Here is a 26,257-nt window from a genome sequence, read left to right on the forward strand (position 1 = left end):
GCGCAGCATGCGCTGGCTCAGTCTGCGGCTGCGGCTGATGCTGGTCTTCGCGCTCGTCGCGCTGGCCGCCGCGGTCTCCGCGTCCGGCATCGCGTACTGGCTCAACCGCGACGCGGTCCTCACCCGTACCCAGGACGCCGCGCTCGACGACTTCCGCAAGTCCCTCCAGGACAACACGGCCGCCCTGCCGCCGACGCCGACCTGCGCCGAGCTCCAGCAGGCCGCGGACCGGATGGCGGACACCACCCAGAAGTACGAGGTGCTGCTGATCGGCTCCACGCAGGGCGGCCGGGACTGCGCCGCGCCCTCGAACCGCGACCTGTTCACGCTGAAGGTCGTGCCGAAGTCGCTGCGCGCCGCGGTCGTACGGGAGCGGCCGGTGGACGAGTCCAACCGGTACCCGTACCACCTGTACTGGCAGCGGATCACGCTCGACGGCACGCCGTACCTGGTGGGCGGCGCGAAGGTGATCGGCGGCGGCCCGACCGGCTATCTGCTCAAGTCCCTGGAGAACGAGCGGCAGGACCTCAACTCGCTGGCCTGGTCGCTGGGGATCGCCACCGGCCTGGCGCTGGTCGGCTCCGCGCTGCTCGCGCAGGCCGCCGCCTCCACGGTGCTGCGGCCCGTACAGCGGCTCGGCGACGCGGCGCGGCGGCTCGGCGAGGGGAAGCTCGACACCCGGCTGCGGGTCTCGGGCACCGATGAACTGGCCGACCTGTCGCGGACCTTCAACAAGACCGCGGAGTCGCTGGAGAAGCGGGTCGAGGAGCTGAGCGCGCGGGAGGCGGCCAGCCGCCGGTTCGTCGCGGACATGTCGCACGAGCTGCGGACCCCGCTGACCGCGATCACCGCCGTGACCGAGGTCCTGGAGGAGGAGGCGGAGTCCCTCGATCCCATGATCCGGCCCGCCGTGGAACTGGTGGTGAGCGAGACCCGCCGCCTCGGCGACCTCGTCGAGAACCTAATGGAGGTCACCCGCTTCGACGCGGGCACCGCCCGCCTGGTCCTGGACTCCGTCGACGTCGCGGACCAGGTCACGGCCTGCGTGGACGCGCGGGCCTGGCTGGACGCGGTGGAGCTGGACGCGGAGCGCGGCATCATCGCGCGCCTCGACCCGCGCCGCCTCGACGTGATCCTCGCCAACCTGATCGGCAACGCCCTCAAGCACGGCGGCTCCCCGGTGCGGGTCGCCGTACGGACCGAGGGCGACGACCTGGTCATCGAGGTACGCGACCACGGGCCGGGCATCCCCGAAGAGGTGCTGCCGCACGTCTTCGACCGCTTCTACAAAGCGAGCGCGTCCCGGCCCCGGTCCGAGGGCAGCGGCCTGGGCCTGTCGATCGCGTTGGAGAACGCGCACATCCACGGCGGCGAGATCTCCGCCGCCAATTCGCCGCTGGGCGGCGCGGTGTTCACGCTCACGCTGCCGCGCGACGCGTCGCGGCTCTCGCCGGAGGACGACGGCGACGAGGAGGCGGCGAGCCCGGACCCGGACCCGGCGGCTGCCGACGGCGGGTCCGAGGCTGGGGACGGGGCCGGGGACGGGGCTGGGGGCAGGTCCGGGGACAGGGACAGGGACAAGGACGGCGAGGGGCCGGGCGAGGGCTCGGGAAAGGGCGGCGACCGATGAGGCTGGGCACAGCCCGTGCGGCTCGTACTGCTCATACGGCTCGTAGCGGCGCTTCCGGCGGCCCCGCCGCGAGTAGCGCCCGTACTGCCGCCCGTACGGGCCCGGCGGCGCCCCGCCGGGCCAAGGGGTGGGCGGCCGGGGCTTCGGCCGTCGGCGTCGCCGCCCTGCTGCTCGCCGGGTGCGGCATCCGCGGCACGTCGGTGCCCGTGGACGCGGGGAGCGCCCCGTCGCGGGCGACGTGCGTTGTACGGCCGGGCGGCGGGGAGAGCGCGCCGGACGACGGCCAGGCGGTCTCGGTGTACCTGGTGTGCGCGTCGCAGCTGCTGCCGGTGACCCGCACGGTGCGGCTCCCGGAGGGCGACGCCGCCGAGGACCCGGTACGGGTGGCCGGTGTGCTGCTGGAGCAGTTGCGGCAGCCGCCGCTGGCCGCGGAGGAGGAGGCGGGGTTCTCCACGGACGTGCCCGCCGGGCTGTCGGTCTCGGGCCCGCGCGAGCGCGACCCGTCGGCGGCGCTGCGGCTGAGCCGGTCGCCGGACGAGCTGCCGCCGTCCGCGCTGGGTCAGCTCGTATGCACCTTCGCGGGGACCGCGGCGGCCGACGGCGGCCGGGGCGTGGTGCTGGGCGGTCCGGACGACGAACGGCCGCGGCGCTTCGAGTGCACCGACGAGATGCGCTCCCGCCCGCAGTCCGCGCCGACGGGCTCGCCGGTCGCGCCCTGACTCTCCGATCGCCTCAAGGCTCGCCGGTCGCGTCCCGGCTCTCGGTCACGTCCCGGCTCTCCGATCACGTCATAGCTCGTCGATCGCGCCCCGGCCCGCCGGTCGCGTCCTGACTCTCTGTGGCGGCGGACGGAACCGCGGCCACCGCACCGCGCGTCATGTGTGGCGTGCAGGGTCATGGTTACGGCGGTTCGACCGCCCTCCGATACCGCTACCGCGCCGTGGGGTTCGTCCTCGTGGCCGCCCACCTCCTCGTCGTCGGCTGGCTGACCCTGCGCCCGCTGACCGCGCCCTGGGTGACCGCCACGAGCCCTGAGCCGCTGGCCACCATCCGGGCCGATCTGGCGCTCGGCGCCTGGGAGGCGACGTGCGCGATCGGCGGATCGATGCTGCTGCTCGCGCCGCTGGGCGTGCTGCTGCCGCTGGCCGGCGGGCGGCTGGCGGTGGCGCCGCTGATGTCGCTGTCCCGGACGGTGTTCGCCGGGGTCATGATCTCGTTGACACTGCAACTGGTGCAGAGCGGCGTCGCCGGCCAGGTGCTGCACGTGGACGAGCTGCTGCTGAACTCGGCGGGCGTCGCCGTCGCCCATCTGGCGGTGGTGCCGCTGGTACGGGCCAGGCTCCGCCGCCGGTATGACCGCCCCCGGCGGCGTCCCCTCCCCCGGGAGGAGGGGAGCCATACCTCTGCCCCCACGATCCCCAGGGTCAAGACGGCCCCGTAGAGGGACGGCTTCGCGCAGGTCACGGCCATACCGTGGAGACATGGGAGAACGCTCCCGACGTTCCACCGACGACAAGGAGTCGCCATCATGTCCGCTCCGCTGGTCCGCCCCCGCAAGAACAAGGTCATCGCCGGTGTCTGCGCGGGTCTGGCCCGGCGCTTCGGCACCACGCCCACCACGATGCGCGTGATCTTCCTGGTCTCGTGTCTGCTGCCCGGCCCGCAGTTCCTGATCTACCTCGCGCTCTGGGTGCTGCTGCCCTCCGAGGACGAGTACCGCAAGACGGCGTGGTGAATGACCACGGTCACTCTCCGTAGCTGACTGCGGGCCGCATCCCCTGTGGGGTGCGGCCCGAAGTCGTAGCCGCACGTGCCGCGTGCCGCGCGCCCGTGCTGTCCCCCTCGGCCTCAGCGGCGGAACTTCTCGATGGCGGCCGGCGTGACCGGGGTGAAGAAGTTGACGAGGTTGCCGTCGGGGTCGCGGAACAGGAGCGCGCGGTTGCCCCAGGGCATCGTGGTGGGCTCGTTGACGAAGTCCGACACGGTTTCCTTCAGGTTCGCGTACACGCTGTCCACGTCGTCGACGAGGAATTCGAGGATGGCGCTGCGGTTCGCGGCCGGTTCGGCGGAGCCGGGCGCGAACAGCGGGACGGTGCGGGTGCTCCCGATCGCGAGGGTGCCCGAGCCGGTCCTGATCTCGGCGAAGTCCTCGGTGCCCCAGACGGCGGACACCTCGGTGACGCGCTCGTAGAAGTCGACGAGGCGGGCGACGTCGCCCGTGATGACGCGGACGGAGACGAAGTCCATGGGTTTTCTCCTGTGCCGTTAGGTGCTCACGGCTGTGCCGTTCGGTGCTTGCGACGACGACGCTACGACCAATACCGGACGGAACCCGCCCGGTATATGCGGCAGACTTTTCGACATGCCCCGACCCATCGCCCGCGTCCTGTCCCTGCTGGAGCTGCTGCAATCGGGCGGCACCCGGACCGTCTCCGAACTCTCCGGCCGGCTCGGCGTCGACGAGCGCACCGTACGGCGCTACGCCCAGCACCTCGTCGATCTCGACATCCCCGTCGAATCGGTGCGCGGCCGCTACGGCGGCTACCGGCTCTCCCCCGGCTACCGCATCCCGCCGCTGATGCTGAGCGACGACGAGGCGCTCGCCGTGCTGCTGGGTCTGGCCATGAGCCGCCGGTCGGAGCTGACGGCGGCTGCGGGGACCGCGGGAACTGCGGGCGCCGCGGGCACGACGGCACAAAAGACGGCGAACGAAACGGCGAACGAAACGGCGAACGTGACGGCGGCGGCCAAGATCCGGCGCGTGCTGCCGGAGCGACTGCGCCGCAGGCTCGACGCCGTGCTCGACTCCCTGGCCTTCACGGAACCGCCCGGCAGGGCCGCCGCCCCGGACCCGGCGGTCCTCCTCCCGATTGCCGACGCGGTGCACCACCATCGGCCGGTCTCGGTCCGCTACACCGCGGGCGACGGCCGCCGCAGCGAACGGACCCTGCATCCGTACGGGGTCGTCGCCCACTCGGGCAAGTGGTACGTGACGGCCACAGACCCCTCGGCAGGCGAGGACCGAACCTTCCGCCTGGACCGCATCACCGACGTCCGCGCCCTCCCCGGCTCCTTCGAACCCCCAGCCGACGTCGACCCGGCCCAACGCCTCCTGACCAGCCTCGCCACGGCCCCGTACCGGCACGAGGTATCCGTACGCATCCAGGGAACGGTCGAGCAGATCCGCGCCCGGCTGCCCGCGAGCGTGGCGATCGTGGAGGAGCTGCCCCTCGCGGAGGAGCCCTCAAAGGGCGAGCCGCCGGAAGGCGGAGGCCCGGGGCGCGGGGGCCCGGGGCGCGGGGGCTCTCAGGGCGGACGGGCGGAGGGCGGGCGCTGGTGCCGTGCGGAGTTGCGCGTGGAGCGGCTCGACTGGCTCCCCGCCGTACTCGCTTCGCTCGACCGGCCGTTCGTCATCGACCGGCCGGATGAACTCCGCACCCTGGTCGGGGAGTTCGCCGAACGACTCGCGGCCTCGGCCCGGCGGGTCCCGCCTCCCGCGTGAGAGATCGGCGAGGCGGAGCCCCCGGACCGGCGAGGTCAGAGCGGCAGGCCGCCCAGCAGGCCCGCGCCGGGGACGGCGCCCATGGCCGCGCTGCCGACCGTGCCGGGAAGGGTCTTCGCGATGGCGCCCGTCGGCAGGCTGCCCGCCGCGTGGCGCGTGGCGGGGAGGCCGCCGAGCAGTTCCTGCGCGCCGCGGTCGGCCGCCGTCGCGAGCGCCTGGTCGGCGACCGGCGGGACGGTGGTGGCGACCGTGCCGACCGCGCCCTGGGCGGCGGGCAGGGCCTGGGCGCCGCCCGGTACGAACTGGCCGAGCGTCTCGGCGGGGAGGGCCTGCACGGCGCCCGCGACGGTGGGGGCGACCGTCTCGACGGGCCCGGCCGCGCTGGCGGTGCCGGCGGCCGTGGCGGCGAACGCGGCGCCGAGAGCGGCGACGCCGAGGGTCTTGATGGTTCCCTGCTTCATCTGAATTCTGTCCTCATGACGGGGGTATGGAGCGGCACTGCAACGTAGTCATGCGGCCAGGGGGGTAGCAAGCACCGAAAAAGGGCCGGGACTTGAAATCCCGGCCCTTCTTCGGCTATTTGGGCGCTCGCGCTCTAGTCGGTGAAACCACTGCTCACCACGGGTTCCGCGGCCGTCTGACGGAACAGCCACTCGGACTTCAACTCGGCGTAGCCCGGCTTGACGACATCGTTGATCATCGCCAGTCGTTCACCGAAAGGAATGAAAGCGGACTTCATCGCATTGACGGTGAACCATTCCATGTCGTCGAGCGTGTACGAGAACGCGGTGACGAGCTTCTCGAATTCGCGGCTCATACTCGTGCCGCTCATCAGACGATTGTCAGTATTTACTGTCGCGCGAAACCGCAGTTTCCGGAGCAGCCCGATCGGGTGCTCGGCATAGGAATCGGCCGCGCCCGTCTGGAGGTTCGAGGACGGGCACAGTTCCAGGGGGATGCGCTTGTCCCGTACGTACGAGGCGAGCCGGCCGAGCTTCACGGCGCCGTCCTCGGCGACCTCGATGTCGTCGATGATCCGCACGCCGTGGCCGAGCCGGTCGGCGCCGCACCACTGGAGCGCCTGCCAGATGGACGGCAGGCCGAACGCCTCGCCCGCGTGGATGGTGAAGTGGTTGTTCTCCCGCTTGAGGTACTCGAAGGCGTCGAGGTGGCGGGTGGGCGGGAACCCGGCCTCGGCGCCCGCGATGTCGAAGCCGACGACGCCCAGGTCGCGGTAGCGGTTGGCGAGTTCGGCGATCTCCAGGGCGCGGGCGGCGTGCCGCATGGCGGTCAGCAGCGCGCCGACGCGGATGCGGTGGCCGTTCTCCCTGGCTCGCCGTTCGCCTTCGCGAAAGCCCTCGTTGACCGCCTTGACGACCTCGTCGAGGGTCAGTCCGCGCTCCAGGTGCTGCTCGGGCGCGTACCGGACCTCGGCGTAGACGACGCCGTCCGCGGCGAGGTCCTCGGCGCACTCGGCGGCGACGCGGACCAGCGCCTCGCGCGTCTGCATGACGGCACAGGTGTGCGCGAAGTTCTCCAGGTAGCGCTCCAGGGAGCCGGAGTCCGCGGCCTGGCGGATGAGGGCGCCGAGCTTGTCGGCGTCGCCCTCGGGGAGGCCGTCGTAGCCGGTCTCGCGGGCGAGGTCGATGAGGGTGCCGGGGCGCAGGCCGCCGTCGAGGTGGTCGTGCAGCAGCACCTTGGGCGCACGGCGGATCTGCTCGGGGGTGGGAAGTGCGGGCTGGCTCGTCATCCGGGCACTCTAGCGCCTACGCGCGTAGACATCGGCGAACGATACGTAACGGTGACCCGTCGCCGGGGTGGACTCCCGCGCTCCTTCTGCCATCGTTTCTGCATGGCTCAGGAAGCTCTGCCGGAGCGCGGTGCAGCTCGGCTCGGTAAGCCCGTCGGAACGGCCGGCACCGTGCACGGCGTCGCCCTGTTACTTCCCACTGGCGAAGCGTCCGGCACCCGTCGGCCCTCTCCCCTGCCGTCCGTCGCCATGCGCCCGCTCGCGCGGCGGATCGCGCGCGCGGGCCGCCCGGAGGGGCTCGTCACCCATGTCGTGCGCTACCGCTTCCGCGGGTGGAACGGCGCCGCGGCGCATCCGGCGCACGACGCCGAGTGGGCCGCCGACGAGGTCGTGCGCCGCTACGGCGATGTGCCGGTCTGCCTGATCGGTACGGGCATGGGCGCGCGTGCCGCGCTGCGCGCCGCGGGCCATCCGGCCGTCAACTCCGTGCTGGCACTGGGGCCTTGGCTGCCCGAGCCCAAGCCCGAGTCCGATCTCGGCCCCGATCTCGGCCCCGGACTCGACCCCGAATCCAACCCCGAATCCGACCCCGGCCTCGGCCCCGATCCGGTCAGGCAGCTGGCCGGCCGGCAGGTGCTGATCGCGCACGGCACCAATGACGCGCGCACCGACCCGGATCTCTCCTACCGGCTCGCGGAGCGCGCCAAGAAGATCAACCGGGACGTCTGCCGCTTCGAGGTCCACTCGGACGGGCACGGCCTGCATCAGCACCGCTCCGAAGTCACCGCGCTGGCCGTGGACTTCATGCTGGGGTCGCTGTTCGCGCGCGGGTATTCGCGGCCGGTCGCCGACGCGCTGGCGGCGCCGCCGCCGTTGGGGCTGCGGATGCCGTTGGCGGCGGGGTTCGGTTCGTCGCTGCGGCACTGAGGCCCGTACGCACTGAGCCCCGTACGCACCGAGCCTCCCGTACGTGAGCATCGAGGCCCGTACGGGTCCGACCGCCCGACTACCTGGCCACCCGCCCATCCACCCACCCACCCCGGCAACCGGATTCGTCACTTCCGTCACACCCACCCCCCTGACTACTTAGGTAACCCTAAGCTAAGCTGACGATCGTCCGGGGCGACACCGCCCGGATGCCGTCCACGCCTGCCTTCTTCGGCGTCCATGCCTGTTCTTTGGGGAGTAGTGACGATGACCGTCAGACACCAGCACGCCGCCCACACGCTCGTCCGCCGGTCCGCCGCCGTCGTCCTCGCCGCGGGCACCGTCCTCGGCGCCGCCGGTGCCGCCACCGCGGCCCCCGCCGCTCCCGCGCACCACCGGCCGCACCACCACGCCTCGTACAAGGTCGACTCCGCGCAGCTGGCCCGCGGCCTCTACCAGTCCTCGTACTCCGAGCGGAACCACGTGCTGTGGGCGACCACGGCCGTCGGCCGCCCGCCGGTCACCCAGTCCCAGCTGCTCAAGGTCGACCCCAAGTCGCTGAAGACCAAGGCCGCCTACACCCCGCCGGTCACGGACGCCGACACCAAGGCCGTGGAGGCGGTGTACGGCGTGGCCGTGGACGACGAGCACAACACGGTGTGGACCACCAACACCCGCAACGACTCGGTGGCCGTCTACAGCCAGCGCACCGGCAAGCACCTCGCCACGGTGCCCGGCGTGAAGCACGCCCGTGAGATCGTCGTGGACGAGCGCCACAACACGGCCTGGGCCAGCGGTTTCGGCGACGGCAGCATCGTCGGCTTCGACACCCGCACCTTCAAGGAGAAGAAGCGGGTGACGGTCAAGGGTGCCGGCACCACCGGGCTCGCCGTCGACAAGCGCACCGGCACGGTGTACGCGACCGACCTGACCAACAGCGACATCATCGCCGTGTCGCGCTACTCCGACGAGCCCAAGCTGATCCCCACCGGCCAGGGCCCCATCTCCATCGCGCTCTCCCGCGACGGCCGCACCGCCTACACCGCCGACAACAAGGGCGGCACCCTCTCCGTCGTCGACCTGCGCAAGGGCAAGGTGACGCGGACCGTCAAGACCGGTGAGGGCGCGCTGTCCGTCGCCGCCGACCCGCGCTCCGGCAACGTCTTCGTCGCCAACCGCGGCCCCGGCAACACCACCGTCGTGGACCCGCACAAGGGCGCCGTCGTCGCCACCCTGGCCACCGGCCCGAACCCCAACCACGTGACCGTGGCGCGCGGTACGGCCTTCGTGGTCGACAAGGCCGCGGCGGGCGAGCAGCTCCTCGACTCCGTGCACCGCATCAGCGCCGAGCGCTGAGACCCGGCGGGCGGCCCCTGACCCGAGCCACGCCCCCATCCTGATCGCCCCCACGGCCGGCACCGTGGGGGCGATCGGGGTTTCCCGACCTCCTGTGGCTCCGCCGCTCAGCGCGGCAGCAACTGCCCCCGGCGCGACAGCAGAAACCGCTTGAAGGCCGCCACCGGCGCGGAGTCCGGGTGCCCGTCGAGCCAGGCCACGCCGATCTCGCGGACCGCGCGCGGCGCCGTCACCGTCAGCTCCACGACGCCCGGCCGGGGCACCGCCGGGGGCGGCAGCAGCGCGACGCCCAGCCCGGCGGCGACCAGTCCGCGCAGCGTCTCGGCCTCCTCGCCCTCGAAGGCGACCTTCGGGGTGAACCCGGCCTCCGCGCAGAGGGTGTCCGTGATGCGGCGCAGTCCGTAGCCGGGTTCGAGGGTGACGAAGAGTTCGGCCGCGGCCTCCGCCAGCCGCACCCGCTTCCGCCCCGCGAGGGGGTGGTCGTCGGGGACGACCAGGCGCAGCCTCTGCTCGTCGAGGCGGCGGGCGACGAGGTCCGGGGCGTCCGGGATCGGCGCGGTCAGGCACAGGTCGAGTTCGCCGGCGCGCAGTCCGGCGATCATCGCCTCGCCGTAGTTCTGCACGAGTTGGAAGCGGACCCGCGGGTGGTCGGCGCGGAAGGCGCGCAGCAGGCCGGGCACGGTCTCGGGGCCGAGGGTGTGCAGGAAGCCGAAGGCGACCTTGCCGGCCGCCGGGTCGGCGTCGGAGCGTACGGACTCGGCGGCGCGGTCCACCTCGGCCAGCGCCCGTTCGACGGAGGCGAGGAACGTACGGCCGGCGGGGGTGAGCGAGACCGTACGGCCGTGCCGGGCGAACAGCGCGACGCCGAGGTCGCGTTCGAGCCGGACCATGGCGCGGCTGAGCGTCGACTGCGGGACGTCGAGCTGGTGCGCGGCGCGTGTGACGTGCTCCTGGCGGGCGACGGCGGCGAACTGGGCGAGCCGCGGGGTGAGGGTCGCCGCCCAGGAGTCGGCGTCGAGGTCGGCAGTGGCCGCTGCCGCTGTTGCCGCTGCCGCTGTTGCCGCTGTCGCTGTCGCTGTCGCTGTCGCCGACATGTCGATTTCGCTACGGGGAGGTGACAGGGACGGCGCTGGCCTGTGCTCATGCTCCATAGGATGAATTATGACCGTTTCATGCATTGGACGCATGAAAGGTACGTGCATACGGTCGGTACATGCCTCCTGCCGATACGGGGGCGTCCGCCGCGACGCAGCGCGCGGACGCCGACCAGCAGCCGTCCACCGCCCCAGAAGCAGCCGCAGCCGCCGAGGCCACTGAGGCCGAGGCCGCCGCGGCCGACGCCGACAAGCTGACGCCGGGCGGCCCCGGCTACCGGAAGATGAGCTTCGCGCTCTTCTCCGCCGGGATCTCCACCTTCGCGCTCCTCTACTCCACCCAGGCGCTGCTCCCCGCGATCTCCGCCGACCTCCACGTCAGCCCGGACCAGGCCAGCTGGACCGTGTCCGCGGCGACCGGGGCGCTGGCCGTGGCCGTCGTGCCGCTGAGCGCGCTCTCCGAGCGGTACGGGCGGCGGGCCATGATGACGGGCTCGCTGATTGTCGCGGCGCTGGTGGCGCTGGCCGCGCCGTTCGCGCCGAACCTCGCGACGCTGATCGTGCTGCGCGCGGTGCAGGGCGCCGCGCTGGCCGGGCTGCCGGCGTCGGCGATGGCGTTCCTGGCGGAGGAGGTTCGCCCCAAGGCGCTGGTCGCCGCGATCGGGCTGTTCGTATCGGGCAACAGCATCGGCGGCATGTCCGGCCGGATCGTGACGGGCTGGGTCGCCCAGGCGTCCAACTGGCGGGTCGCGCTGGGCGTGGTCGGCCTCATGGCGGTCATCTGCGCGGTGATCTTCCGGGCGACGATCCCGCGGGCCCGGCACTTCACGCCGCGCCCCGTCTCGCCGCGCTCCCTGGCCCGTACGGTCCGCGGCCACCTCTGCGACCCGCTGCTGTGCCGCCTGTACGCGCTCGGCGCGCTCTTCATGGTCGTCTTCGGCGCGGTCTACACGGTGATCGGCTACCGCCTGACCGCCGCGCCCTTCGAACTGCCGCAGGGCATCGTGGGCTCCGTCTTCCTCGTCTACCTCGTCGGCACCGTCACCTCGGCCGCCGCCGGCAAGCTGGTGGAGCGCGTGGGCCGGCGCGGCGCGCTGTACCTCGCGATCGGCACGGCGGCCCTCGGCCTCCTCCTCAGCGTCCTCGACTCCCTGGTCGCGGTGCTCCTGGGCCTGGTCCTGATAACCGCGGGCTTCTTCGTAGGCCACTCGGTGGCCTCGTCCTCCGTCAGCCACACCGCCACCACAGGCCGCGCCCAAGCCTCCGCCCTCTACCAGACCACCTACTACCTGGGCAGCTCCCTGGGCGCCCTCCTCGGCGCCCTCGCCTTCCACATCATGGGCTGGAACGGCACGGTGGCGCTGGGCCTGCTGGCGATGGCGGCAGCGGCGGCCGTGACGCTGTACGCGACGCGCAAGGCGGTGGCGGCACGGCGCCTCGCGACAGGCGCGTAGCCCCGAACGCGGCGAAGGGGCCGCCCCGCCACTTGCCGTGGCGGGGCGGCCCCTTCGCTCTGCTGTCGGCGAGGTCAGCTGACGGGAAAGCGCGCGGTGTCGATCGTGACGTCGAACGGCTCGGGAAGGTGCAGTTCATCGCCGTACGCCACCGAGGCGAGCACGCGGTACGAGCCGCCCTTCGGCTCTCCGTAGAGCGTGGCCGTCGGCTTCCCGGAATGCCACGGGTCCAGCAGCAGATACAGGGGGACCTCGGCGGCGGCGTATCCGTGCAGCTTCTCGATGCGGTCGTGGTTCGCGTTGGACGAGGAGGTGATCTCGACGACGAGCTGGGCCGCGTCAGCTGTCTGCCGCTCTTGGCGGCGCGGCAGCAGCTTCTTGGGAATGACGGCGAGATCGGGAACATACAGCCCCCGCTTGCCCGGGACGGTCAGCCCCTGGGTCTGGTAGATCCCCCAGTCCCGTGGGATGGCCGTGTACAGCAGACGCTGAAGCTCGTCCGCGGTGTCGTTGTGGTCGCTCTCCGGCGGTGGTGCCACGGTGACGATCCCCTCGATGATCTCCACCTTGCAGCCCTCCGGAGGAGACGTCTGCTCCCAGAGTCGGAGTGCCTCGTCCCAGACGGATTCCTCAATTCGGTGGGGGCGCGCAGCGATGCCTGCTGCCATGGTGTGCTCCTCTATCGGTACGTCACCGATCCCAGCATGCCGAACGGGACCGGCGATGGTCCACCGATCCCGTTCACCCAAACGAGAAAACCGCAGGTCAGGCGATGCGGTCCAAGATGATCGGGTTCGGTTCGTACTCCGTGTGCTCCGGGGCGACGAGGACGCCGCCGTCCAGTGCCTCCAGGGCGTAGGCGAACTTCTCCGGGGTGTCCGTGTGGAGGGTGAGCAGGGGCTGGCCGGCGGCGACGGTGTCGCCCGGCTTGGCGTGGAGTTCGACGCCCGCGCCCGCCTGGACCGGGTCCTCCTTGCGGGCGCGGCCCGCGCCGAGCCGCCAGGCTGCGACGCCCACGGCGTAGGCGTCGAGGGTGGTGAGGACGCCGGAGGCGGCGGCGTGGACGACGTGCTGTTCGCGGGCGACCGGCAGCGCGGCGTCCGGGTCGCCGCCCTGGGCGAGGATCATGCGCCGCCAGTGGTCCATGGCGGAGCCGTCGGCGAGCGCCTTGGCCGGGTCGACGTCGCCGAGCCCGGCCGCCTCCAGCATCTCGCGGGCCAGGGCGAGGGTCAGCTCGACGACGTCGGCGGGGCCGCCGCCCGCCAGGACCTCGACGGACTCGCGGACTTCGAGGGCGTTGCCCGCGGTCAGCCCGAGCGGGGTGGACATGTCGGTGAGCAGGGCGGTGGTCCGTACGCCGTGGTCGGTGCCGAGTTCGACCATGGTGGAGGCGAGTTCGCGGGCGTCCTCGATGTTCTTCATGAACGCGCCGGAGCCGACCTTCACGTCCAGGACCAGCGAGCCGGTGCCCTCCGCGATCTTCTTCGACATGATCGAGGAGGCGATCAGCGGTATGGCCTCGACGGTGCCGGTGACGTCCCGGAGCGCGTACAGCTTCTTGTCGGCGGGGGCCAGGCCGTCGCCCGCCGCGCAGATGACGGAGCCGACGTCGCGCAGGACGTCCATCATCTCGGCGTTGCTCAGCAGCGCCCGCCAGCCGGGGATGGCCTCCAGCTTGTCGAGGGTGCCGCCGGTGTGGCCGAGGCCGCGGCCCGAGAGCTGCGGTACGGCCGCGCCGCAGGCGGCGACCAGCGGCGCGAGCGGCAGCGTGATCTTGTCGCCGACGCCGCCGGTGGAGTGCTTGTCGGCCGTCGGGCGGGGCAGGGACGAGAAGTCCATCCGCTCCCCCGAGTTGATCATCGCGGCGGTCCAGCGGGCGATCTCCGTGCGGTCCATGCCGTTGAGGAGGATCGCCATCGCGAGCGCCGACATCTGCTCGTGGGCGACCTCGCCGCGCGTATAGGCGTCGATGACCCAGTCGATCTGCTCGGGGCTCAGCTTTTCCCGGTCGCGCTTGGTGCGGATGACGGAGATGACGTCCATGGGCTCGCTTTCCTCGTTTCGTTCTTCGTGTCGGCCAGGGTGCCCCCGGACCGAGCCCGGGGGCGCGGGGAACCGCGCGGCCGGCCGCGTTCGCCCGCCCGCGCCCCCGGGCGCGTCAGCGCCCCAGGTCCTCCGGACCAAAAGCATCCGGCAGCAGCTCCGACAGCGGCCGCACCCCCGACGCCGTGTCCATCCGCAGCTCCGGCCCCCCGTGTTCCCACAGCAGCTGGCGGCACCGCCCGCACGGCATCAGCACCCCGCCGTCCCGCCCGCAGCACGTGAACGCCGTGAGCCGGCCGCCGCCCGTGGCGAACAGTTCGGAGATCAGCCCGCATTCGGCGCACAGCGCCACGCCGTAGGCGGCGTTCTCCACGTTGCAGCCGGATACGGTGCGGCCGTCGTCGACGAGGGCCGCCGCGCCGACCGGGAACCGGGAGTACGGGGCGTACGCGCGGGACATCGCCTCCCGGGCCCGCGTCCGCAGCGCCTCCCAGGCGATGGCCTGCCGTTCGGCGGACTGCCCGTCGTTGGTCTCGCTCACTACTTCCCCTGGCCCTTCCGGTATGGCTTGCCGTTCGCCTTGGGCATCCGCAGGCGCTGCGCGGAGACGGAGAGCACCAGCAGCGTCACCACGTACGGCGTGGCGTCCACGAACTCCAGCGGCACCCGCGCCGTCAACGCGTACCAGAGGATCAGCAGCAGCGCGAACACCCCGCTGATCAGCGCGATACGGCGCTGCTTGGCCCGCAGCTTCCACAGCGCGAGCGCGGCCAGCAGCACCGCGAGGAGCAGCAGCAGCGCGTGCACGGTCTCGCCGCCGCCGCGCAGCTGGAGGCTGTCCATGAAGCCGAAGAGGCCGGCGCCCATGGCCACGCCGCCCGGCCGCCAGTTGCCGAAGATCATGGTGGCGAGGCCGATGTAGCCGCGTCCGCCAGTCTGCCCGTCGGAGTACATGTGCGTGCCGATGGCCAGGAACGCGCCGCCGAGCCCGGCCAGCCCGCCCGAGACGATCACGGCCGCGTACTTGTACGTGTAGACGTTGACGCCCAGCGACTCCGCGGCCACCGGGCTCTCGCCGCAGGACCGCAGCCGCAGCCCGAAGGAGGACCGCCACAGCACGAAGAACGTGCCGACGAACAGCGCCGCCGCCGCGATCGTCAGCCAGGACACGTCCGTGACCAGCCCGTCCAGGATGCCCGCGAGGTCCGAGACGAGGAACCAGTGGTGTTTCTCGACGGACGCCAGCCAGTCCGAGAGGCCCGGGATCGAGAAGTTCGGCATGTCGCTCATCGGCGGCGACTGCTTGTCGTTGCCGCCCGCGCGCTGCGCGGCGCTGCCGTCCGCGCCGAACCACAGCTTGGCCAGGTACTGGGTGACGCCGAGGGCCAGGATGTTCATCGCCACGCCGGAGATGATGTGGTCGACGCCGAAGGTGACGGTGGCCAGCGCGTGGATGAGCCCGCCGACCGCGCCGCCGACGATGCCCGCGAGCGCCGCGATCCACGGCCCGTGCTGCCAGCCCATCCACCCGGCGCAGAACGTGCCGAGCATCATCATGCCTTCGAGGCCGATGTTGACGACGCCGGCCCGCTCCGCCCACAGCCCGCCCAGGCCCGCGAGCCCGATCGGCACGGCCGCGCCGAGCGCGCCGCTGAACTGGCCGGAGGAGGTGAGGTCCTCGGCGCCGGTGATCACCCGCAGTACGGCGAGCAGCAGCAGCGCGCCCGCGAGGAGCAGCAGCACCACCGGGTAGGTGAGCTTGCGCCGCTCGGGTTTGTTCCTGCCGCTGAGCCCCTTCGAGAGCACGGCAGTGAGGTTGCTGCTCACGCGGACACCTCCGCCTTGTCGCTCTTGCGGGCCTGGGCGGCGAGTTCCTCGCCGACCTTGCGCTGCTGGGTCCGGAGCCCGTACCGGCGCACGATCTCGTACGCGATGACCACGCACAGCACGATGACGCCCTGGATGACGCCGACGATCTCCTGCGCGTAGCCCTCGAATTCGAGCTGGGTGCCGGTGCGCTCCAGGAAGCCCCAGAGCAGCGCGCCGAGCGCCATGCCGACGGGGTGGTTGCGGCCGAGCAGCGCGATGGCGATGCCGGTGAAGCCGATGCCGGCGGGGAAGTCGGTGCCGTAGTTGTACGAGACGCCGAGCAGCGTCGGCATGCCGACGAGCCCGGCGACGGCGCCGGACAGCACCATGGAGGTGATGACCATGCGCTTGACGCTGACGCCGCTGGCGTGGGCCGCGGATTCGGAGCGGCCCACGGTGCGCAGGTCGAAGCCGAAGCGGGTGCGGCTGAGGACGAACCAGTAGACCAGGCCCGCCAGCGCCGCGATGATCACGAAGCCGTAGACGGGCTTGGGCGTGGTGGGGATCTCGAAGAAGTGCGAGGAGTCCGGCAGGTAGGGCGTGTGGATCAGGTTGCCCTCCTTGATGGCGAGCCGCCCGTCCTGGAGGAAGTAGCCGATGACCGAGGCGCCGATGGAGTTCAGCATGATCGTGCTGATCACCTCGCTGACGCCGCGGGTGGTCTTCAGCAGCCCCGCGATGCCCGCCCAGATCGCGCCGACGACCATCGCCACCAGGATGATCAGCGGGATCTGTACGAAGCCGGGGAGGGTGAGCGAGCCGCCGACGACGGCGGCGAAGAAGGCCGCGATGCGGTACTGGCCGTCGACGCCGATGTTGAAGAGGTTCATCCGGAAGCCGATGGCGACGGCCAGCGCGGACAGGTAGTACGGGGTCGCCTTGTTGATGATCCAGACCTGGCTGTCGCTCTTCGAGCCGAAGTCGACCATGACCTGGTAGGCGTGGAAGGGGTCCTTGCCGGTGGCCGCGATGATCACCGAGGTGATGACCAGGGCGGCGACGATGGCGAGGAGCGGCGCGGCGACCGCGAGGATCAGCTTGTTCTTGTCGAGCTTCTTCACGCTCCCTCGCCCCCTTCCGCGCCGTGGGCACTCTCGTCGACGTGCTCCAGGTGGCCGGTTGCGGCGCCGGTCATGGCCGAGCCCAACTCCTCCGGGGTGATGGTGGCGGGGTCCGCGTCCGCGACCAGCCGGCCCCGGTACATCACCCGTAGGGTGTCGGAGAGCCCGATCAGCTCGTCCAGGTCGGCGGAGATCAGCAGGACGGCCAGCCCCTCGCGGCGCGCCTCGCGGATCTGGTCCCAGATCTGCGCCTGCGCGCCGACGTCCACGCCGCGCGTGGGGTGGGCGGCGATCAGCAGCTTGGGCCGGTGGCTCATCTCGCGGCCGACGATCAGCTTCTGCTGGTTGCCGCCGGACAGCGAGGCCGCGGTGACCTCGATGCCGGGGGTGCGCACGTCGTAGTCGGCGACGATCCGCTCGGTGTCGGCGCGCGCCGCCTTCAGGTCGAGCAGCGCGCCCTTGCTGTTGGGCTCCTCGGTGACGTGGCCGAGTATGCGGTTCTCCCAGAGCGGTGCTTCCAGCAGCAGTCCGTGCCGGTGGCGGTCCTCCGGGATGTAGCCGACGCCTGCCTCGCGGCGGGCGCGGGTCGGCGCGTGGGTGACGTCGGCGCCGTCGAGGGTGACGGTGCCGCTGTCGGGGTCGCGCATGCCCATGACGGCCTCGACGAGTTCGGCCTGGCCGTTGCCCTCCACTCCGGCGAGGCCGAGGACTTCGCCCTTGTGGATGGTGAGGGCGATGTCGTCGAGGACGGCCCGTACGGCGCCGTCGGAGTCGACGGCGGAGAGCCGCAGCCCGTCCACGGTCAGCATCGGGGTGGTGGTGACGGTCGACTCGCGGGTCTCGGGCGAGGGCAGTTCGCTGCCGACCATCAGCTCGGCGAGCTGCTTGGGGCTCGTCTCGCTCGGCACCACCGAGGCGACGGTCGTGCCGCGCCGGATGACGGTGATGTCGTCGGCGACGGAGAGGACCTCTCCCAGCTTGTGCGAGATGAAGATGACGGTGAGGCCCTCCGCCTTGAGCTCGCGGAGGTTGTCGAAGAGCGCGTCGACCTCCTGCGGGACGAGGACGGCGGTCGGCTCGTCGAGGATGAGCGTGCGGGCGCCGCGGTAGAGGACCTTGAGGATCTCCACGCGCTGCCGGTCGGCGACGCCGAGGTCCTCGACGAGGACGTCGGGGCGGACGCCGAGCCCGTACGCGTCGGAGATCTCCTTGATGCGGGTGCGGGCCCGGTTGCCGATGCCGTGCAGCTTCTCGCCGCCGAGCACGACGTTCTCGAGCACGGTGAGGTTGTCGGCCAGCATGAAGTGCTGGTGCACCATGCCGATGCCGCGGGCGATGGCGTCGGCGGGGCCGGCGAAGCTGACCTGTTCGCCGTCGGACTCGATGGTGCCCTCGTCCGGCTTCTGCATGCCGTAGAGGATCTTCATCAGGGTCGACTTGCCGGCGCCGTTCTCGCCGACGAGGGCGTGCACGGTGCCGCGGCGGACGGTGATGTCGATGTCGTGGTTGGCCACGACTCCCGGGAACCGCTTGGTGATGCCGCGGAGTTGGACGGCGGGGGCGCTGGGCGCGCCGGCGGTCGGGGGGCTGTTGGTGGACGCTTTGATGGCGCACTCTCCTCGGGGAAGGGAGCGGTTGGGGAGACGGGCTGGGCTGGGGTCGAGGAGCGTACGGCGAGCGGCCGGCGGGCTGCCCGCGGGCGGTCCACGCGCCTCACAGGCGAACGTACCGCGCCAACTCGTCGCTACGCGCGTAGCGTTGGCTCATTCGTACGGGCCCGACGCGGCGGCCGCACACCGTCGCGCCGAGCCCGATTCCGTACCGGCCGGGGAGCCGTCCCGGCCGCGGAGCCCGCGCCGCGCCCCTGGTCGCAACGGACCGGGCCGCCTAGAGCGCGGGCTCTCGGCTCACGGGTTTTCCTTGACCTTGACCTTGCCGTCGACGATCTTCTGCTTCGCTTCCGCGATCTTGTCCTTGAGGTCGTCGATGTTGCCGCCCGAGGTGGACAGCGAGACGCCGCCGTCCTTGAGCAGGTAGCGGTGCGTGCCGGACAGCGGCTTGCCGTCCTTGACGGACTTGACCAGGTCGAAGACGGCGACGTCCACGTTCTTGACGACCGAGGTCAGGATCGAGGACTTGTACTTCTCCAGACCGGACTGCAGGTACTGGTCGGAGTCGACGCCGATCGCCCAGGCGCCCTTCTGGGCCGCGATGGCCTCGATCGAGCCGCTGCCGGAGAGGCCGGCGGCGGTGTAGATGACGTCGTTGCCGGCGTCGAGCATGCCCTTCGCCTTGTCCTTGGCGGCGGCGGGGTCGTTGAAGCCCTTGTCGTTGTTCGGGTACAGGTACTGCGAGGTGATCTTGACCTTGGGGTCGGTCTCGCGCACGCCCTGCTCGAAGCCCGCCTGGAACTTCTGGATCAGCGCGTTGTTCACGCCGCCGATGAAGGAGACCTTCTTGGTCTTGGACTTCAGCGCCGCGGCGACGCCCGCGAGGTACGAGCCCTCGTGCTCGCCGAAGACGATGCTGTCGACGTTCTTGCCCGGCACGACCGAGTCGACGATCGCGAAGGTGGTCTTCGGGTTGTCCGCGGCCACCTTCTGGATCGACTTGGCGTAGTTGAAGCCGACGCCGATGACCGGGTTGTACCCGGCCTCGGCCAGCGAGGAGAGCCGCTGCTCGCGGTCCGCCTCGGTCTCGTTGTTCTTGGCGGTCATCGCCTTGCCGCCGACCTTCAGCTCCTTCATGGCCTTGTCCATGCCGCGGGCGGCGGACTCGTTGAAGGAGTGGTCGTCGCGGCCGCCGACGTCGAAGGCCAGGCCGATGCCCTTGTCCTTGCCGCCGGACTCGGTCGAGGACTCACCGCACGCGGTGAGCGAGAAAGCGAGGGCCGCGGAACAGATGCCCGCGACAGCGATTGTGGATACCCGGCGCACGAGGGCCCCTTCACTCGAAGCGCCACGGTCGGCGCTGGTTTCGCGGGCATCGTAACGCGCGTAGATGGGGGATAAAGGGGTCGCAGAAAGCCGTTATCGGATCGTCGCGAACCCCATCCCACCTCGCCGCCTACGGACGGTTGACATCGAGCAAAGCCGCGGCGGTGAACAGTTCCACGCCCACCGCGATCGCCGACTCGTCCACGTCGAAATCACCGCAATGCAGGTCACGTCGGACAGTGTCGCCAATGCGCCGCACCCCGAGCCGGGCCATCGCGCCGGGCACCTGCTCCAGGTACCAGGAGAAGTCCTCGCCGCCCAGGGACTGCTCGGTGTCCTCGATCGAGGACGGCCCGCGCCGCGCGGTCATCGCGCGGCGCAGCAGGTCGGTGGCGTCCGGTTCATTGACGACCGGCGGCACCCCCCGGATGTAGTCGATCTCCGATTTGGCGCGGTGCAGGGTGGCCACCTCGTCGATCGCGGCGTGCACCAGATCGGGGGCCTCGCGCCACGCCTGGAGGTCCAGGCAGCGGACCGTACCGGACAATTCGGCATGCTGCGGGATCACATTGCAGGCGTGCCCGGTCTCCAGTCGCCCCCAGGTCACCGCCATCCCGGAGCGCGCGTCCACCCGCCGGGCCAGCAGCGCCGGCACCTCCGTGGCGACCTTCGCGGCGGCCGTGACCAGGTCGGTGGTCAGATGCGGGCGCGCGGTGTGCCCGCCCGCGCCGTTCAGCGACACCTCCAGCCGGTCGCAGGCCGAGGTGATGGCGCCGGGCCGCAGCCCGATCCGCCCCGCGTCCACCTTGGGGTCGCAGTGCACCCCGATGATCCGGCCGACGCCGTCCAGCACCCCGCAGTCGATGACGTCGGGCGCGCCGCCGGGCAGCACCTCCTCGGCGGGCTGGAAGATCAGCCGGACCGGGTGCGGCAGCAGTCCTCGCCGCGCGAGCTCCGCGAGGACGAGGCCGGCGCCCAGCACGACGGCGGTGTGCACGTCGTGGCCGCAGGCGTGGGCCATGTCCTTGACGGTCGAGCGGTACGGCACCGTCTTGGTGTCCGGGATCGGCAGCGCGTCGATGTCCGCGCGCAGCGCCAGCACGGGGCGCCCCGCGGCGCGGTGGTCCAGGGGGGTGATGTCGCAGACGAGTCCGGTGCCGATGGGGAGGATCCGCGGCGCGAGCCCGGCCCTCTCCAGTCTCGCCTTGATGGCCCCGGTGGTGCGGAACTCGCACTTGCCCAGCTCGGGGTGCATGTGCAAGTCCCGCCGGAAGGCGATCAGTTCGGCGCGCAGCCCGGCGGACAGCGCGCCGGGCAGCTCGGGATCGGTACCTGCCTCGGGCTCGGATTCGCGGGACATCAGTTGGTTCACCCTGTGAAGGTTAGGGCCACAGGCGGGGCAACTGCTTGGCGATCAACAAAAGTTCAGCCCGATAGGGGAAGGGAAACTAGGCCGTGGGTCGCATGACCACAAGAGATACGGGGTAGAAGACTCCGCTACGCGCCGAGTTGTCGCCTCCTCCGTACCACTGGTCCCACCGGCCTCTCGCGCCCCCTCCCCGAGCGTCCTTCCCGGCCCCCGCCCTCAGAGCGTCGAGGCCGGAACGTACGGAACCCGGCGGATGCCGCGCGCGGTCCCCGTGACGCCGGAGAGGAAGTCCTCCGCGCGGGGCGAGGCGGTCTCCGTCAGCCAGGCGGGGTCCACGTCGCAGACCGCGACCGTGATGCCGGTCCCGGCGAGGGCCAGCGGCAGGGTGTGCACCACGGTCGAGGGGAAGCTCAGGATCATGCGCCCTATGGGGCCGCGCCGGGCGATCAGTTCGAGCGGCAGGTCGGGCCGTACGATCTCCAGCCCCAGCTCGCCGCCGATCCGGTGGAGCTTGTCGGTGGACTCCCGGCGGTGCGCGAAGTAGCGGGTCGCGCCGTGCGTGCGGGCCAGCGAGGCGACGGCGGTCAGATAGTGGTCGAGGTCCACGACGCCGGTCTCGACGAGGGAGGTGCCGACCAGGTCGGTGCCGCGGGTCAGCCGGGGCGGGCCGAAGGCCGAGCGGGTCCACGCGAAGTCGTTGGCGGTGACGGTGACGCCGGGCGGCGCCTGGACGGGCATCGAGGTGAACACCTCCACGCGGCGGCCCTCGCCCGGCGTGAGCCTGCGGCGCGCGGACGCGGCGAACGGCGCGAACACGAGGTCGCGCGCCCCGCGTCCGCCGCGCCGGTGCCAGCGCACCAGCCGGGTTCCGAGGGCCAGTTGGGAGACGAACTCCATGGTGGCGGTGCCGTCGTCGACGACCACGACGTCGCGGGCGCGGGCGATGGTGAGCAGCAGCTGCACGTAGCGCGAGAACGGGTCCCCGATCACGACGCGGCTCGCGCGCCGCAGCAGGGGCGCGAGCCCCGCGATCGTCTGCGCCGGAGCCCCCGCCCCGCCGCGCGCCTCCTCCCACCGCACCGTGTGCCCCTCGCGCCGCGCCAGCTCGGCCATCCGGCGCAGCTGGCCCCGCGTCATGGGGTCGTGCGGCGCGAGCACGACGACGGTGAGGCCGGTGGGCGGGCGCTGCGGGTCCGGCAGCTCCTGCTCGGCGTCCACCGTCTCGTACGGCTGCCGGGGCACGCCGTCGTAGAGGGCGGGCACGGACGGGGGCGCGAGTTCCGGCGCGGGGGCCTCCGCCCGCCCCTCCGCGTCGCTCGGCCCGCCGTACGACCACTCCAGTACGTTCAGGAGCTGGACCGGGCTCTCCACGAAAGCCAGGGTTCCGCTCGGGTCGGCCCGTGGCCCCCGGAAGCGCGCGGCGGGAGCGGCCGCCGCCTCCGGGGGTGGGCCTGCCGGCCCCGCTGTCGGTGTCACCGGGCCCGGCCGCCTCAGACCGCGACCGGCTCGCGGTCGCCGGCCTCGGCGACGACGCCCGCGACGCGGCGGAGCTTCTTCATGGGGCCGAGCTCGCTCTCGTACACCTTCTTGACGCCGTCGCCGAGCGACTCCTCGACCACCCGGATGTCGCGGACCAGCCGCTGGAGGCCCTGCGGCTCGACGGAGGCGGCCTGGTCGGAGCCCCACATGGCGCGGTCGAGGGTGATGTGGCGCTCGACGAAGGTGGCGCCGAGGGCGACGGCGGCGAGCGTGGTCTGGAGCCCGGTCTCGTGGCCGGAGTAGCCGATCGGCACGTTCGGGTACTCGGCCTGGAGCGTGTTGATCACGCGCAGGTTGAGCTCCTCGGCCTTGGCCGGGTAGGTGGAGGTGGCGTGGCAGAGGAGGATGTTGTCGCTGCCGAGCACCTCCACCGCGTGCCGGATCTGCTTCGGCGTGGACATCCCGGTGGAGAGGATGATCGTTTTGCCGGTGGCGCGCAGGGCGCGCAGCAGCTCGTCGTCGGTGAGCGAGGCGGAGGCGACCTTGTGCGCGGGCACGTCGAACTTCTCCAGGAAGGCCACGGCCTCGGTGTCCCACGGGGAGGCGAACCACGCGATGTCCCGCTTGGCGCAGTGCTCGGCGATCCTGCGGTACTCGGCCTCGCCGAACTCGACGCGGTGCCGGTAGTCGATGTAGGTCATCCGGCCCCAGGGGGTGTCGCGTTCGACGTCCCACTGGTCGCGCGGGGTGCAGATCTCCGGCGTGCGCTTCTGGAACTTGACCGCGTCGCAGCCCGCGTCGGCGGCCGCGTCGATGAGCGCGAAGGCGTTCTCCAGATCACCGTTGTGGTTGATGCCGATCTCGCCCGTGACGTAGACCGGGTGGCCGGGGCCCGCGGTCTTGGCGCCGAGGGTCCGGGTGCGGAGAGTGGAGCTCATGGAAGGCAGGTTCCTTGCTGTTGGGGGGAGTGTGCGGTGAGTTGTGCCGTGCGGTCTTCGTGCGGCTAGACGGGCTGGAGGGACGGGCCGAGGATCCATGCGGCGATCTCCCGGATGGCCCCGCCGCCCCCTGGCGCGGAGGTCACCGCGCGCGCCGCGCCGCGTACGACGTCGTGCGCTCCGGCGACCGCCACGGGCCAGCCGACGAGGTCGAAGCACGGCAGGTCGTTGACGTCGTTGCCTACGTACAGCACGCGCTCGGGTGCGATGCCCTGCTCTTCGCACCACTGCTTCAGCGCCAGGTCTTTACGGTCGACGCCGTGGAGGACGGGAAGTTGGAGCTTCCTGGCCCGCGCGGCGACGACCGGGTTAACTTCCGTGGACAGGATCAGCATCGGCAGTTCCGCGCGGCGCAGCGCGGCGATGCCGAGCCCGTCGCCCCGGTGCACGGCGACGATCTCGCGCCCGTCGGAGTCGATGAGGACCCGGTCGTCGGTCTGGGTGCCGTCGAAGTCGAGCACGATCGCGTCGATGTCCGCGCGGCCGGGCAGCGCCCCCGGCCGGTCCGCGTCGAGCAGCGGGGCGAGGACGCGGGCCCGTGCCAGGTCGTGCGGGTCGTCGATCTCCAGGACGCGGGCGGCGTCGGTCCGTACGAGCTCGGTGCGGCCGAAGAAGCGGTGCTTCTCGGTGCGGAAGCGGTCGGCGCGCATGCCGTAGGCGGCGCCGGTCTCCAGGTAGTCCTGGGGGCGGTCCTGGCGGCGCGGCCGGTAGGACTTGTCGTGGTTGACGCCGACGCCGCCGGCGGCGGTGTCGGCGATCTCCACGGCCTCCGCGATCTCCGCGGCCTCCACAGCCTCCGCGATCTCCGCGGTCTCCGCGGTCTCCGCGGTCTCCGCCGGCAGGTCGTCCGCCGCGTCGGGGGCGCGCCATACGAAGCCGTGGAACGGGGCGACGGTCAGGGCGGTGTCCGCGCCGCCCGTGAGGATGGCCTCCGCGACCCCGTCGATGTCCTCGCGGGCGATGAACGGGCTGGTGCACTGGACGAGGAGGACCACGTCGACGGCCGTGCCGTGCGCCGCCTCGTACGCGTCCATGGCGTGCAGCACCGCGGCCTCGCTGGTGGCGGTGTCGCCCGCGATGTCGCCGGGGCGCTGCACGACGACGGCGCCCGCGCCGCGCGCGGCGGCGGCGATGCCGGGGTCGTCGGTGGAGACGGCGACGTCGGTGATGTGGCGGGCGGCCCGGCACTCGTGGACGGCGCGGGCGACGAGCGGCCTGCCGCCGACAGCGGCGAGGTTCTTGGCGGGCACGCCCTTCGACCCGCCGCGCGCGGGGATGACGGCCAGGACGGTCGGGGGCATGGCGGCTCCTTGGGGTGTGGTCGTCACAGCTGTCCCATGCGGCGGATGACGGGGGCCACGCGCTGCACGCCGTGCCGGTAGGCGCCGCGGGCGGCGTCGCGCATGGCGTTGCGGGTGGCCCGGCGCAGGGCGGAGACCTCGCGGGGTTCGGCGGCGGCGTGCGGCAGGGGGTGGCCGGTGGGGTCGAGGCCGTGCCGGGCGAGGATGCCGGGCAGGTAGCCGGGCGCGGTGACGGGGGTGTAGTAGGGGGCGAGGGGCGGGAGTTCGGGGGCGGCGACGAGATCGGCGAGGCGGTCGCGGGCGGTGTCGAAGGCCCGGTCGTACGAGCCGTCGGCGGCGACGCCCTGGCGCGCGGTCCAGCGGGGGTCCGGCTCGGGGAGGCGGCCGGCGTCGAGCTCGTCCCAGGAGGCGAGGCAGCCGGAGCCGAGGAAGTGGTGGTTGCCGAGGGCCTCGCGGATGCCGAGGTCGGTGAGGACGGCGGTGGGGACGGCGCGGTGCAGGGATTCGAGGGCGGCGGTGGAGCTGACGGTCACCAGCAGGTCGGTGCGGTCGAGGACCTCGCCCATGTGCCCGTAGACGAGGCGGCAGTTGTCGGGCAGGCCGTCGGGGAGCTTGGCGGCGAGCTTCTGGTAGGGCAGTTCCTCGATGTGCGTGGTGTGCTCGCCGGGCTTGCTGCGGAGCTTGATCAGCACTTCGCGCGCGGGGTGCAGGCGCGCGTGCTGCACGGCCCGCTTGAGCAGGTACGTACGCCCGGCGCGGCTGTCGGGCACGGAGGGCTGGGCGGCGAACACGACGGTGTACGGGCGTTCTTGGACCTCGCCGGGGGCGGCGGGTGCGTAGCGGTCGCCGCCGAGGAAGGGCAGGGCGCACTCGACGACGCTGTCGGCGCTCGCGCCGACGCCGCGGTAGACGTCGCGGAACCGCTCGGCGTCGTGGCGGGAGTTGGCGAGGACGACGTCGGCGCCGTGCCGCAGCAGGAGGCCGTCCGCGAGCTTCTCGTAGACGACGCCGACGTAGCCGGTGACGACGGCGGGGCGGCGGCGCTGCCCGGCCCAGGAGCGGGCGAGTCCGTGCACCATGGCCTGGACGGCGCCGCCGACGCAGGCCAGCACGATCACGTCGTAGCGGGTACGGTCGGCCGTACGTACGAACTCGGCGCCGGTGACCTCGGTGAGCGCGTCGGCGCGCACGCCGACCTCCGCGAGCTGGCGCACCGTCGGGGTGGCGCGGCCGCGCAGCAGGAACCCGTCGAGCCGGCCGCCGGGGGCGATGCGGTGCGCGGTGAGCGCGCCCCATTTCCACCGGGTGTCGGAATCGGCGAGGACGGCTACCCGCGGCGGGGAATGCGTACGTGATGACACGTCGCCGACGATAGGAATTCATTCCGTTTCGTTGCCCAACGGGAGTGCAACAGTCGGTAAACAACAGGATGACGGCGGAAGAACCGCCCTTTCGGCGTGGCCGGTTCACCAATTGGTCGCACTTCGT

The 26,257-nt window shown here is 72.2% G+C and carries 24 protein-coding genes; 8 read left to right on the forward strand and 16 right to left on the reverse strand.

Annotation, left to right across the window (positions count from 1 at the left end):
- Positions 1–7: 7 nt before the first annotated feature.
- The 4 genes from AB0I49_RS34850 (at position 8) to AB0I49_RS34865 (ending at position 3,365) form a co-directional block, all read left to right on the forward strand.
- Positions 8–1,630 carry a HAMP domain-containing sensor histidine kinase gene (locus AB0I49_RS34850; protein WP_363231214.1) on the forward strand — a complete coding sequence of 541 codons (1,623 nt, stop codon included), beginning with the start codon at positions 8–10 and terminating at the stop codon, positions 1,628–1,630.
- The gene (locus AB0I49_RS34855) at positions 1,627–2,349 is read left to right on the forward strand and encodes a hypothetical protein (protein WP_363231215.1); all 723 of its coding nucleotides are present in this window, start codon (positions 1,627–1,629) and stop codon (positions 2,347–2,349) included. Before AB0I49_RS34850 ends, AB0I49_RS34855 begins: the two co-directional genes overlap by 4 nt.
- Before the next feature lie 158 nt (positions 2,350–2,507).
- Positions 2,508–3,071: a VanZ family protein gene (locus tag AB0I49_RS34860; protein WP_363231216.1), complete on the forward strand. Its 564-nt coding sequence runs from the start codon at positions 2,508–2,510 to the stop codon at positions 3,069–3,071.
- Between the two features lie 87 nt (positions 3,072–3,158).
- Positions 3,159–3,365, forward strand: a complete 207-nt coding sequence (locus AB0I49_RS34865) for a PspC domain-containing protein (RefSeq protein ID WP_363231217.1) — start codon at positions 3,159–3,161, stop codon at positions 3,363–3,365.
- 113 nt (positions 3,366–3,478) lie between these two features.
- Here the strand turns inward: AB0I49_RS34865 and AB0I49_RS34870 are convergent, their stop codons facing one another.
- Positions 3,479–3,877, reverse strand: a complete 399-nt coding sequence (locus AB0I49_RS34870; RefSeq protein WP_363231218.1) for a VOC family protein — start codon at positions 3,875–3,877, stop codon at positions 3,479–3,481.
- Between the two features lie 115 nt (positions 3,878–3,992).
- On the opposite strand from AB0I49_RS34870, the gene AB0I49_RS34875 reads away from it, so the two are divergent.
- Positions 3,993–5,132: a WYL domain-containing protein gene (locus tag AB0I49_RS34875; RefSeq protein ID WP_363231219.1), complete on the forward strand. Its 1,140-nt coding sequence runs from the start codon at positions 3,993–3,995 to the stop codon at positions 5,130–5,132.
- A gap of 35 nt (positions 5,133–5,167) precedes the next feature.
- Here AB0I49_RS34875 and AB0I49_RS34880 read toward each other — a convergent pair whose 3' ends face one another.
- Both AB0I49_RS34880 and AB0I49_RS34885 read right to left on the reverse strand, forming a co-directional pair.
- Positions 5,168–5,593 (reverse strand): ATP-binding protein, encoded by a 426-nt coding sequence (locus tag AB0I49_RS34880; RefSeq protein ID WP_363231220.1) that lies wholly within the window; start codon positions 5,591–5,593, stop codon positions 5,168–5,170.
- A 134-nt stretch (positions 5,594–5,727) separates the two neighbouring features.
- The gene (locus AB0I49_RS34885; RefSeq protein WP_363231221.1) at positions 5,728–6,882 is read right to left on the reverse strand and encodes an adenosine deaminase; all 1,155 of its coding nucleotides are present in this window, start codon (positions 6,880–6,882) and stop codon (positions 5,728–5,730) included.
- A 102-nt stretch (positions 6,883–6,984) separates the two neighbouring features.
- Here AB0I49_RS34885 and AB0I49_RS34890 point away from each other — a divergent pair, with 102 nt between their 5' ends.
- Positions 6,985–7,809, forward strand: coding sequence for an alpha/beta hydrolase (locus AB0I49_RS34890; protein ID WP_363231222.1), 825 nt, complete (start codon positions 6,985–6,987; stop codon positions 7,807–7,809).
- Positions 7,810–8,076: 267 nt separating this feature from the next.
- Positions 8,077–9,165: a YncE family protein gene (locus AB0I49_RS34895; RefSeq protein ID WP_363231223.1), complete on the forward strand. Its 1,089-nt coding sequence runs from the start codon at positions 8,077–8,079 to the stop codon at positions 9,163–9,165.
- A gap of 107 nt (positions 9,166–9,272) precedes the next feature.
- Here the strand turns inward: AB0I49_RS34895 and AB0I49_RS34900 are convergent, their stop codons facing one another.
- Positions 9,273–10,259 (reverse strand): LysR substrate-binding domain-containing protein, encoded by a 987-nt coding sequence (locus AB0I49_RS34900; protein WP_363231224.1) that lies wholly within the window; start codon positions 10,257–10,259, stop codon positions 9,273–9,275.
- A gap of 284 nt (positions 10,260–10,543) precedes the next feature.
- Here AB0I49_RS34900 and AB0I49_RS34905 point away from each other — a divergent pair, with 284 nt between their 5' ends.
- Positions 10,544–11,713, forward strand: a complete 1,170-nt coding sequence (locus AB0I49_RS34905; protein WP_363231251.1) for an MFS transporter — start codon at positions 10,544–10,546, stop codon at positions 11,711–11,713.
- Between the two features lie 74 nt (positions 11,714–11,787).
- Here AB0I49_RS34905 and AB0I49_RS34910 read toward each other — a convergent pair whose 3' ends face one another.
- The 12 genes from AB0I49_RS34910 to AB0I49_RS34965 form a co-directional block, all read right to left on the reverse strand.
- Positions 11,788–12,381: a Uma2 family endonuclease gene (locus AB0I49_RS34910; RefSeq protein ID WP_363231225.1), complete on the reverse strand. Its 594-nt coding sequence runs from the start codon at positions 12,379–12,381 to the stop codon at positions 11,788–11,790.
- 97 nt (positions 12,382–12,478) lie between these two features.
- Entirely contained in the window at positions 12,479–13,756 is a 1,278-nt protein-coding gene (locus tag AB0I49_RS34915; RefSeq protein WP_363231226.1) for a thymidine phosphorylase, read from the reverse strand.
- A 115-nt stretch (positions 13,757–13,871) separates the two neighbouring features.
- Positions 13,872–14,297, reverse strand: a complete 426-nt coding sequence (locus AB0I49_RS34920; RefSeq protein ID WP_363231227.1) for a cytidine deaminase — start codon at positions 14,295–14,297, stop codon at positions 13,872–13,874.
- Positions 14,297–15,583, reverse strand: a complete 1,287-nt coding sequence (locus tag AB0I49_RS34925) for an ABC transporter permease (protein WP_363231228.1) — start codon at positions 15,581–15,583, stop codon at positions 14,297–14,299. The genes AB0I49_RS34920 and AB0I49_RS34925 overlap by 1 nt, the downstream gene beginning before the upstream one ends.
- Entirely contained in the window at positions 15,580–16,686 is a 1,107-nt protein-coding gene (locus AB0I49_RS34930; RefSeq protein WP_363231229.1) for an ABC transporter permease, read from the reverse strand. Before AB0I49_RS34930 ends, AB0I49_RS34925 begins: the two co-directional genes overlap by 4 nt.
- The gene (locus tag AB0I49_RS34935; protein WP_363231252.1) at positions 16,683–18,293 is read right to left on the reverse strand and encodes an ABC transporter ATP-binding protein; all 1,611 of its coding nucleotides are present in this window, start codon (positions 18,291–18,293) and stop codon (positions 16,683–16,685) included. Before AB0I49_RS34935 ends, AB0I49_RS34930 begins: the two co-directional genes overlap by 4 nt.
- 300 nt (positions 18,294–18,593) lie before the next feature.
- Positions 18,594–19,622, reverse strand: a complete 1,029-nt coding sequence (locus AB0I49_RS34940) for a BMP family ABC transporter substrate-binding protein (RefSeq protein ID WP_363231230.1) — start codon at positions 19,620–19,622, stop codon at positions 18,594–18,596.
- 130 nt (positions 19,623–19,752) lie between these two features.
- Complete coding sequence (locus AB0I49_RS34945; RefSeq protein WP_363231253.1) at positions 19,753–20,982, reverse strand: amidohydrolase; 1,230 nt, start codon at positions 20,980–20,982, stop codon at positions 19,753–19,755.
- Between the two features lie 225 nt (positions 20,983–21,207).
- Positions 21,208–22,371, reverse strand: coding sequence for a hypothetical protein (locus AB0I49_RS34950; RefSeq protein WP_363231254.1), 1,164 nt, complete (start codon positions 22,369–22,371; stop codon positions 21,208–21,210).
- A gap of 110 nt (positions 22,372–22,481) precedes the next feature.
- Positions 22,482–23,408 (reverse strand): N-acetylneuraminate synthase family protein, encoded by a 927-nt coding sequence (locus AB0I49_RS34955; protein WP_363231231.1) that lies wholly within the window; start codon positions 23,406–23,408, stop codon positions 22,482–22,484.
- Positions 23,409–23,473: 65 nt separating this feature from the next.
- On the reverse strand, positions 23,474–24,769 hold the full coding sequence (locus AB0I49_RS34960) for an acylneuraminate cytidylyltransferase (protein ID WP_363231232.1): 1,296 nt from the start codon (positions 24,767–24,769) through the stop codon (positions 23,474–23,476).
- 23 nt (positions 24,770–24,792) lie between these two features.
- Complete coding sequence (locus AB0I49_RS34965; RefSeq protein ID WP_363231233.1) at positions 24,793–26,130, reverse strand: DUF6716 putative glycosyltransferase; 1,338 nt, start codon at positions 26,128–26,130, stop codon at positions 24,793–24,795.
- Positions 26,131–26,257: the final 127 nt, after the last annotated feature.

The organism is Streptomyces sp. NPDC050617 (genome assembly GCF_040654795.1).
Lineage (GTDB): Bacteria > Actinomycetota > Actinomycetes > Streptomycetales > Streptomycetaceae > Streptomyces.

Bases quoted from the DNA above. Each gene is read 5' to 3' on its own strand.
- AB0I49_RS34880 (WP_363231220.1), bottom strand. From the start codon at position 5,593: ATGAAGCAGGGAACCATCAAGACCCTCGGCGTCGCCGCTCTCGGCGCC.
- AB0I49_RS34890 (WP_363231222.1), top strand. From the start codon at position 6,985: ATGGCTCAGGAAGCTCTGCCGGAGCGCGGTGCAGCTCGGCTCGGTAAG.
- AB0I49_RS34910 (WP_363231225.1), bottom strand. From the start codon at position 12,381: ATGGCAGCAGGCATCGCTGCGCGCCCCCACCGAATTGAGGAATCCGTC.
- AB0I49_RS34945 (WP_363231253.1), bottom strand. From the start codon at position 20,982: ATGTCCCGCGAATCCGAGCCCGAGGCAGGTACCGATCCCGAGCTGCCC.
- AB0I49_RS34875 (WP_363231219.1), top strand. From the start codon at position 3,993: ATGCCCCGACCCATCGCCCGCGTCCTGTCCCTGCTGGAGCTGCTGCAA.
- AB0I49_RS34855 (WP_363231215.1), top strand. From the start codon at position 1,627: ATGAGGCTGGGCACAGCCCGTGCGGCTCGTACTGCTCATACGGCTCGT.
- AB0I49_RS34905 (WP_363231251.1), top strand. From the start codon at position 10,544: ATGAGCTTCGCGCTCTTCTCCGCCGGGATCTCCACCTTCGCGCTCCTC.
- AB0I49_RS34870 (WP_363231218.1), bottom strand. From the start codon at position 3,877: ATGGACTTCGTCTCCGTCCGCGTCATCACGGGCGACGTCGCCCGCCTC.
- AB0I49_RS34865 (WP_363231217.1), top strand. From the start codon at position 3,159: ATGTCCGCTCCGCTGGTCCGCCCCCGCAAGAACAAGGTCATCGCCGGT.
- AB0I49_RS34850 (WP_363231214.1), top strand. From the start codon at position 8: ATGCGCTGGCTCAGTCTGCGGCTGCGGCTGATGCTGGTCTTCGCGCTC.
- AB0I49_RS34885 (WP_363231221.1), bottom strand. From the start codon at position 6,882: ATGACGAGCCAGCCCGCACTTCCCACCCCCGAGCAGATCCGCCGTGCG.
- AB0I49_RS34860 (WP_363231216.1), top strand. From the start codon at position 2,508: ATGTGTGGCGTGCAGGGTCATGGTTACGGCGGTTCGACCGCCCTCCGA.
- AB0I49_RS34895 (WP_363231223.1), top strand. From the start codon at position 8,077: ATGACCGTCAGACACCAGCACGCCGCCCACACGCTCGTCCGCCGGTCC.
- AB0I49_RS34900 (WP_363231224.1), bottom strand. From the start codon at position 10,259: ATGTCGGCGACAGCGACAGCGACAGCGACAGCGGCAACAGCGGCAGCG.
- AB0I49_RS34955 (WP_363231231.1), bottom strand. From the start codon at position 23,408: ATGAGCTCCACTCTCCGCACCCGGACCCTCGGCGCCAAGACCGCGGGC.
- AB0I49_RS34915 (WP_363231226.1), bottom strand. From the start codon at position 13,756: ATGGACGTCATCTCCGTCATCCGCACCAAGCGCGACCGGGAAAAGCTG.
- AB0I49_RS34960 (WP_363231232.1), bottom strand. From the start codon at position 24,769: ATGCCCCCGACCGTCCTGGCCGTCATCCCCGCGCGCGGCGGGTCGAAG.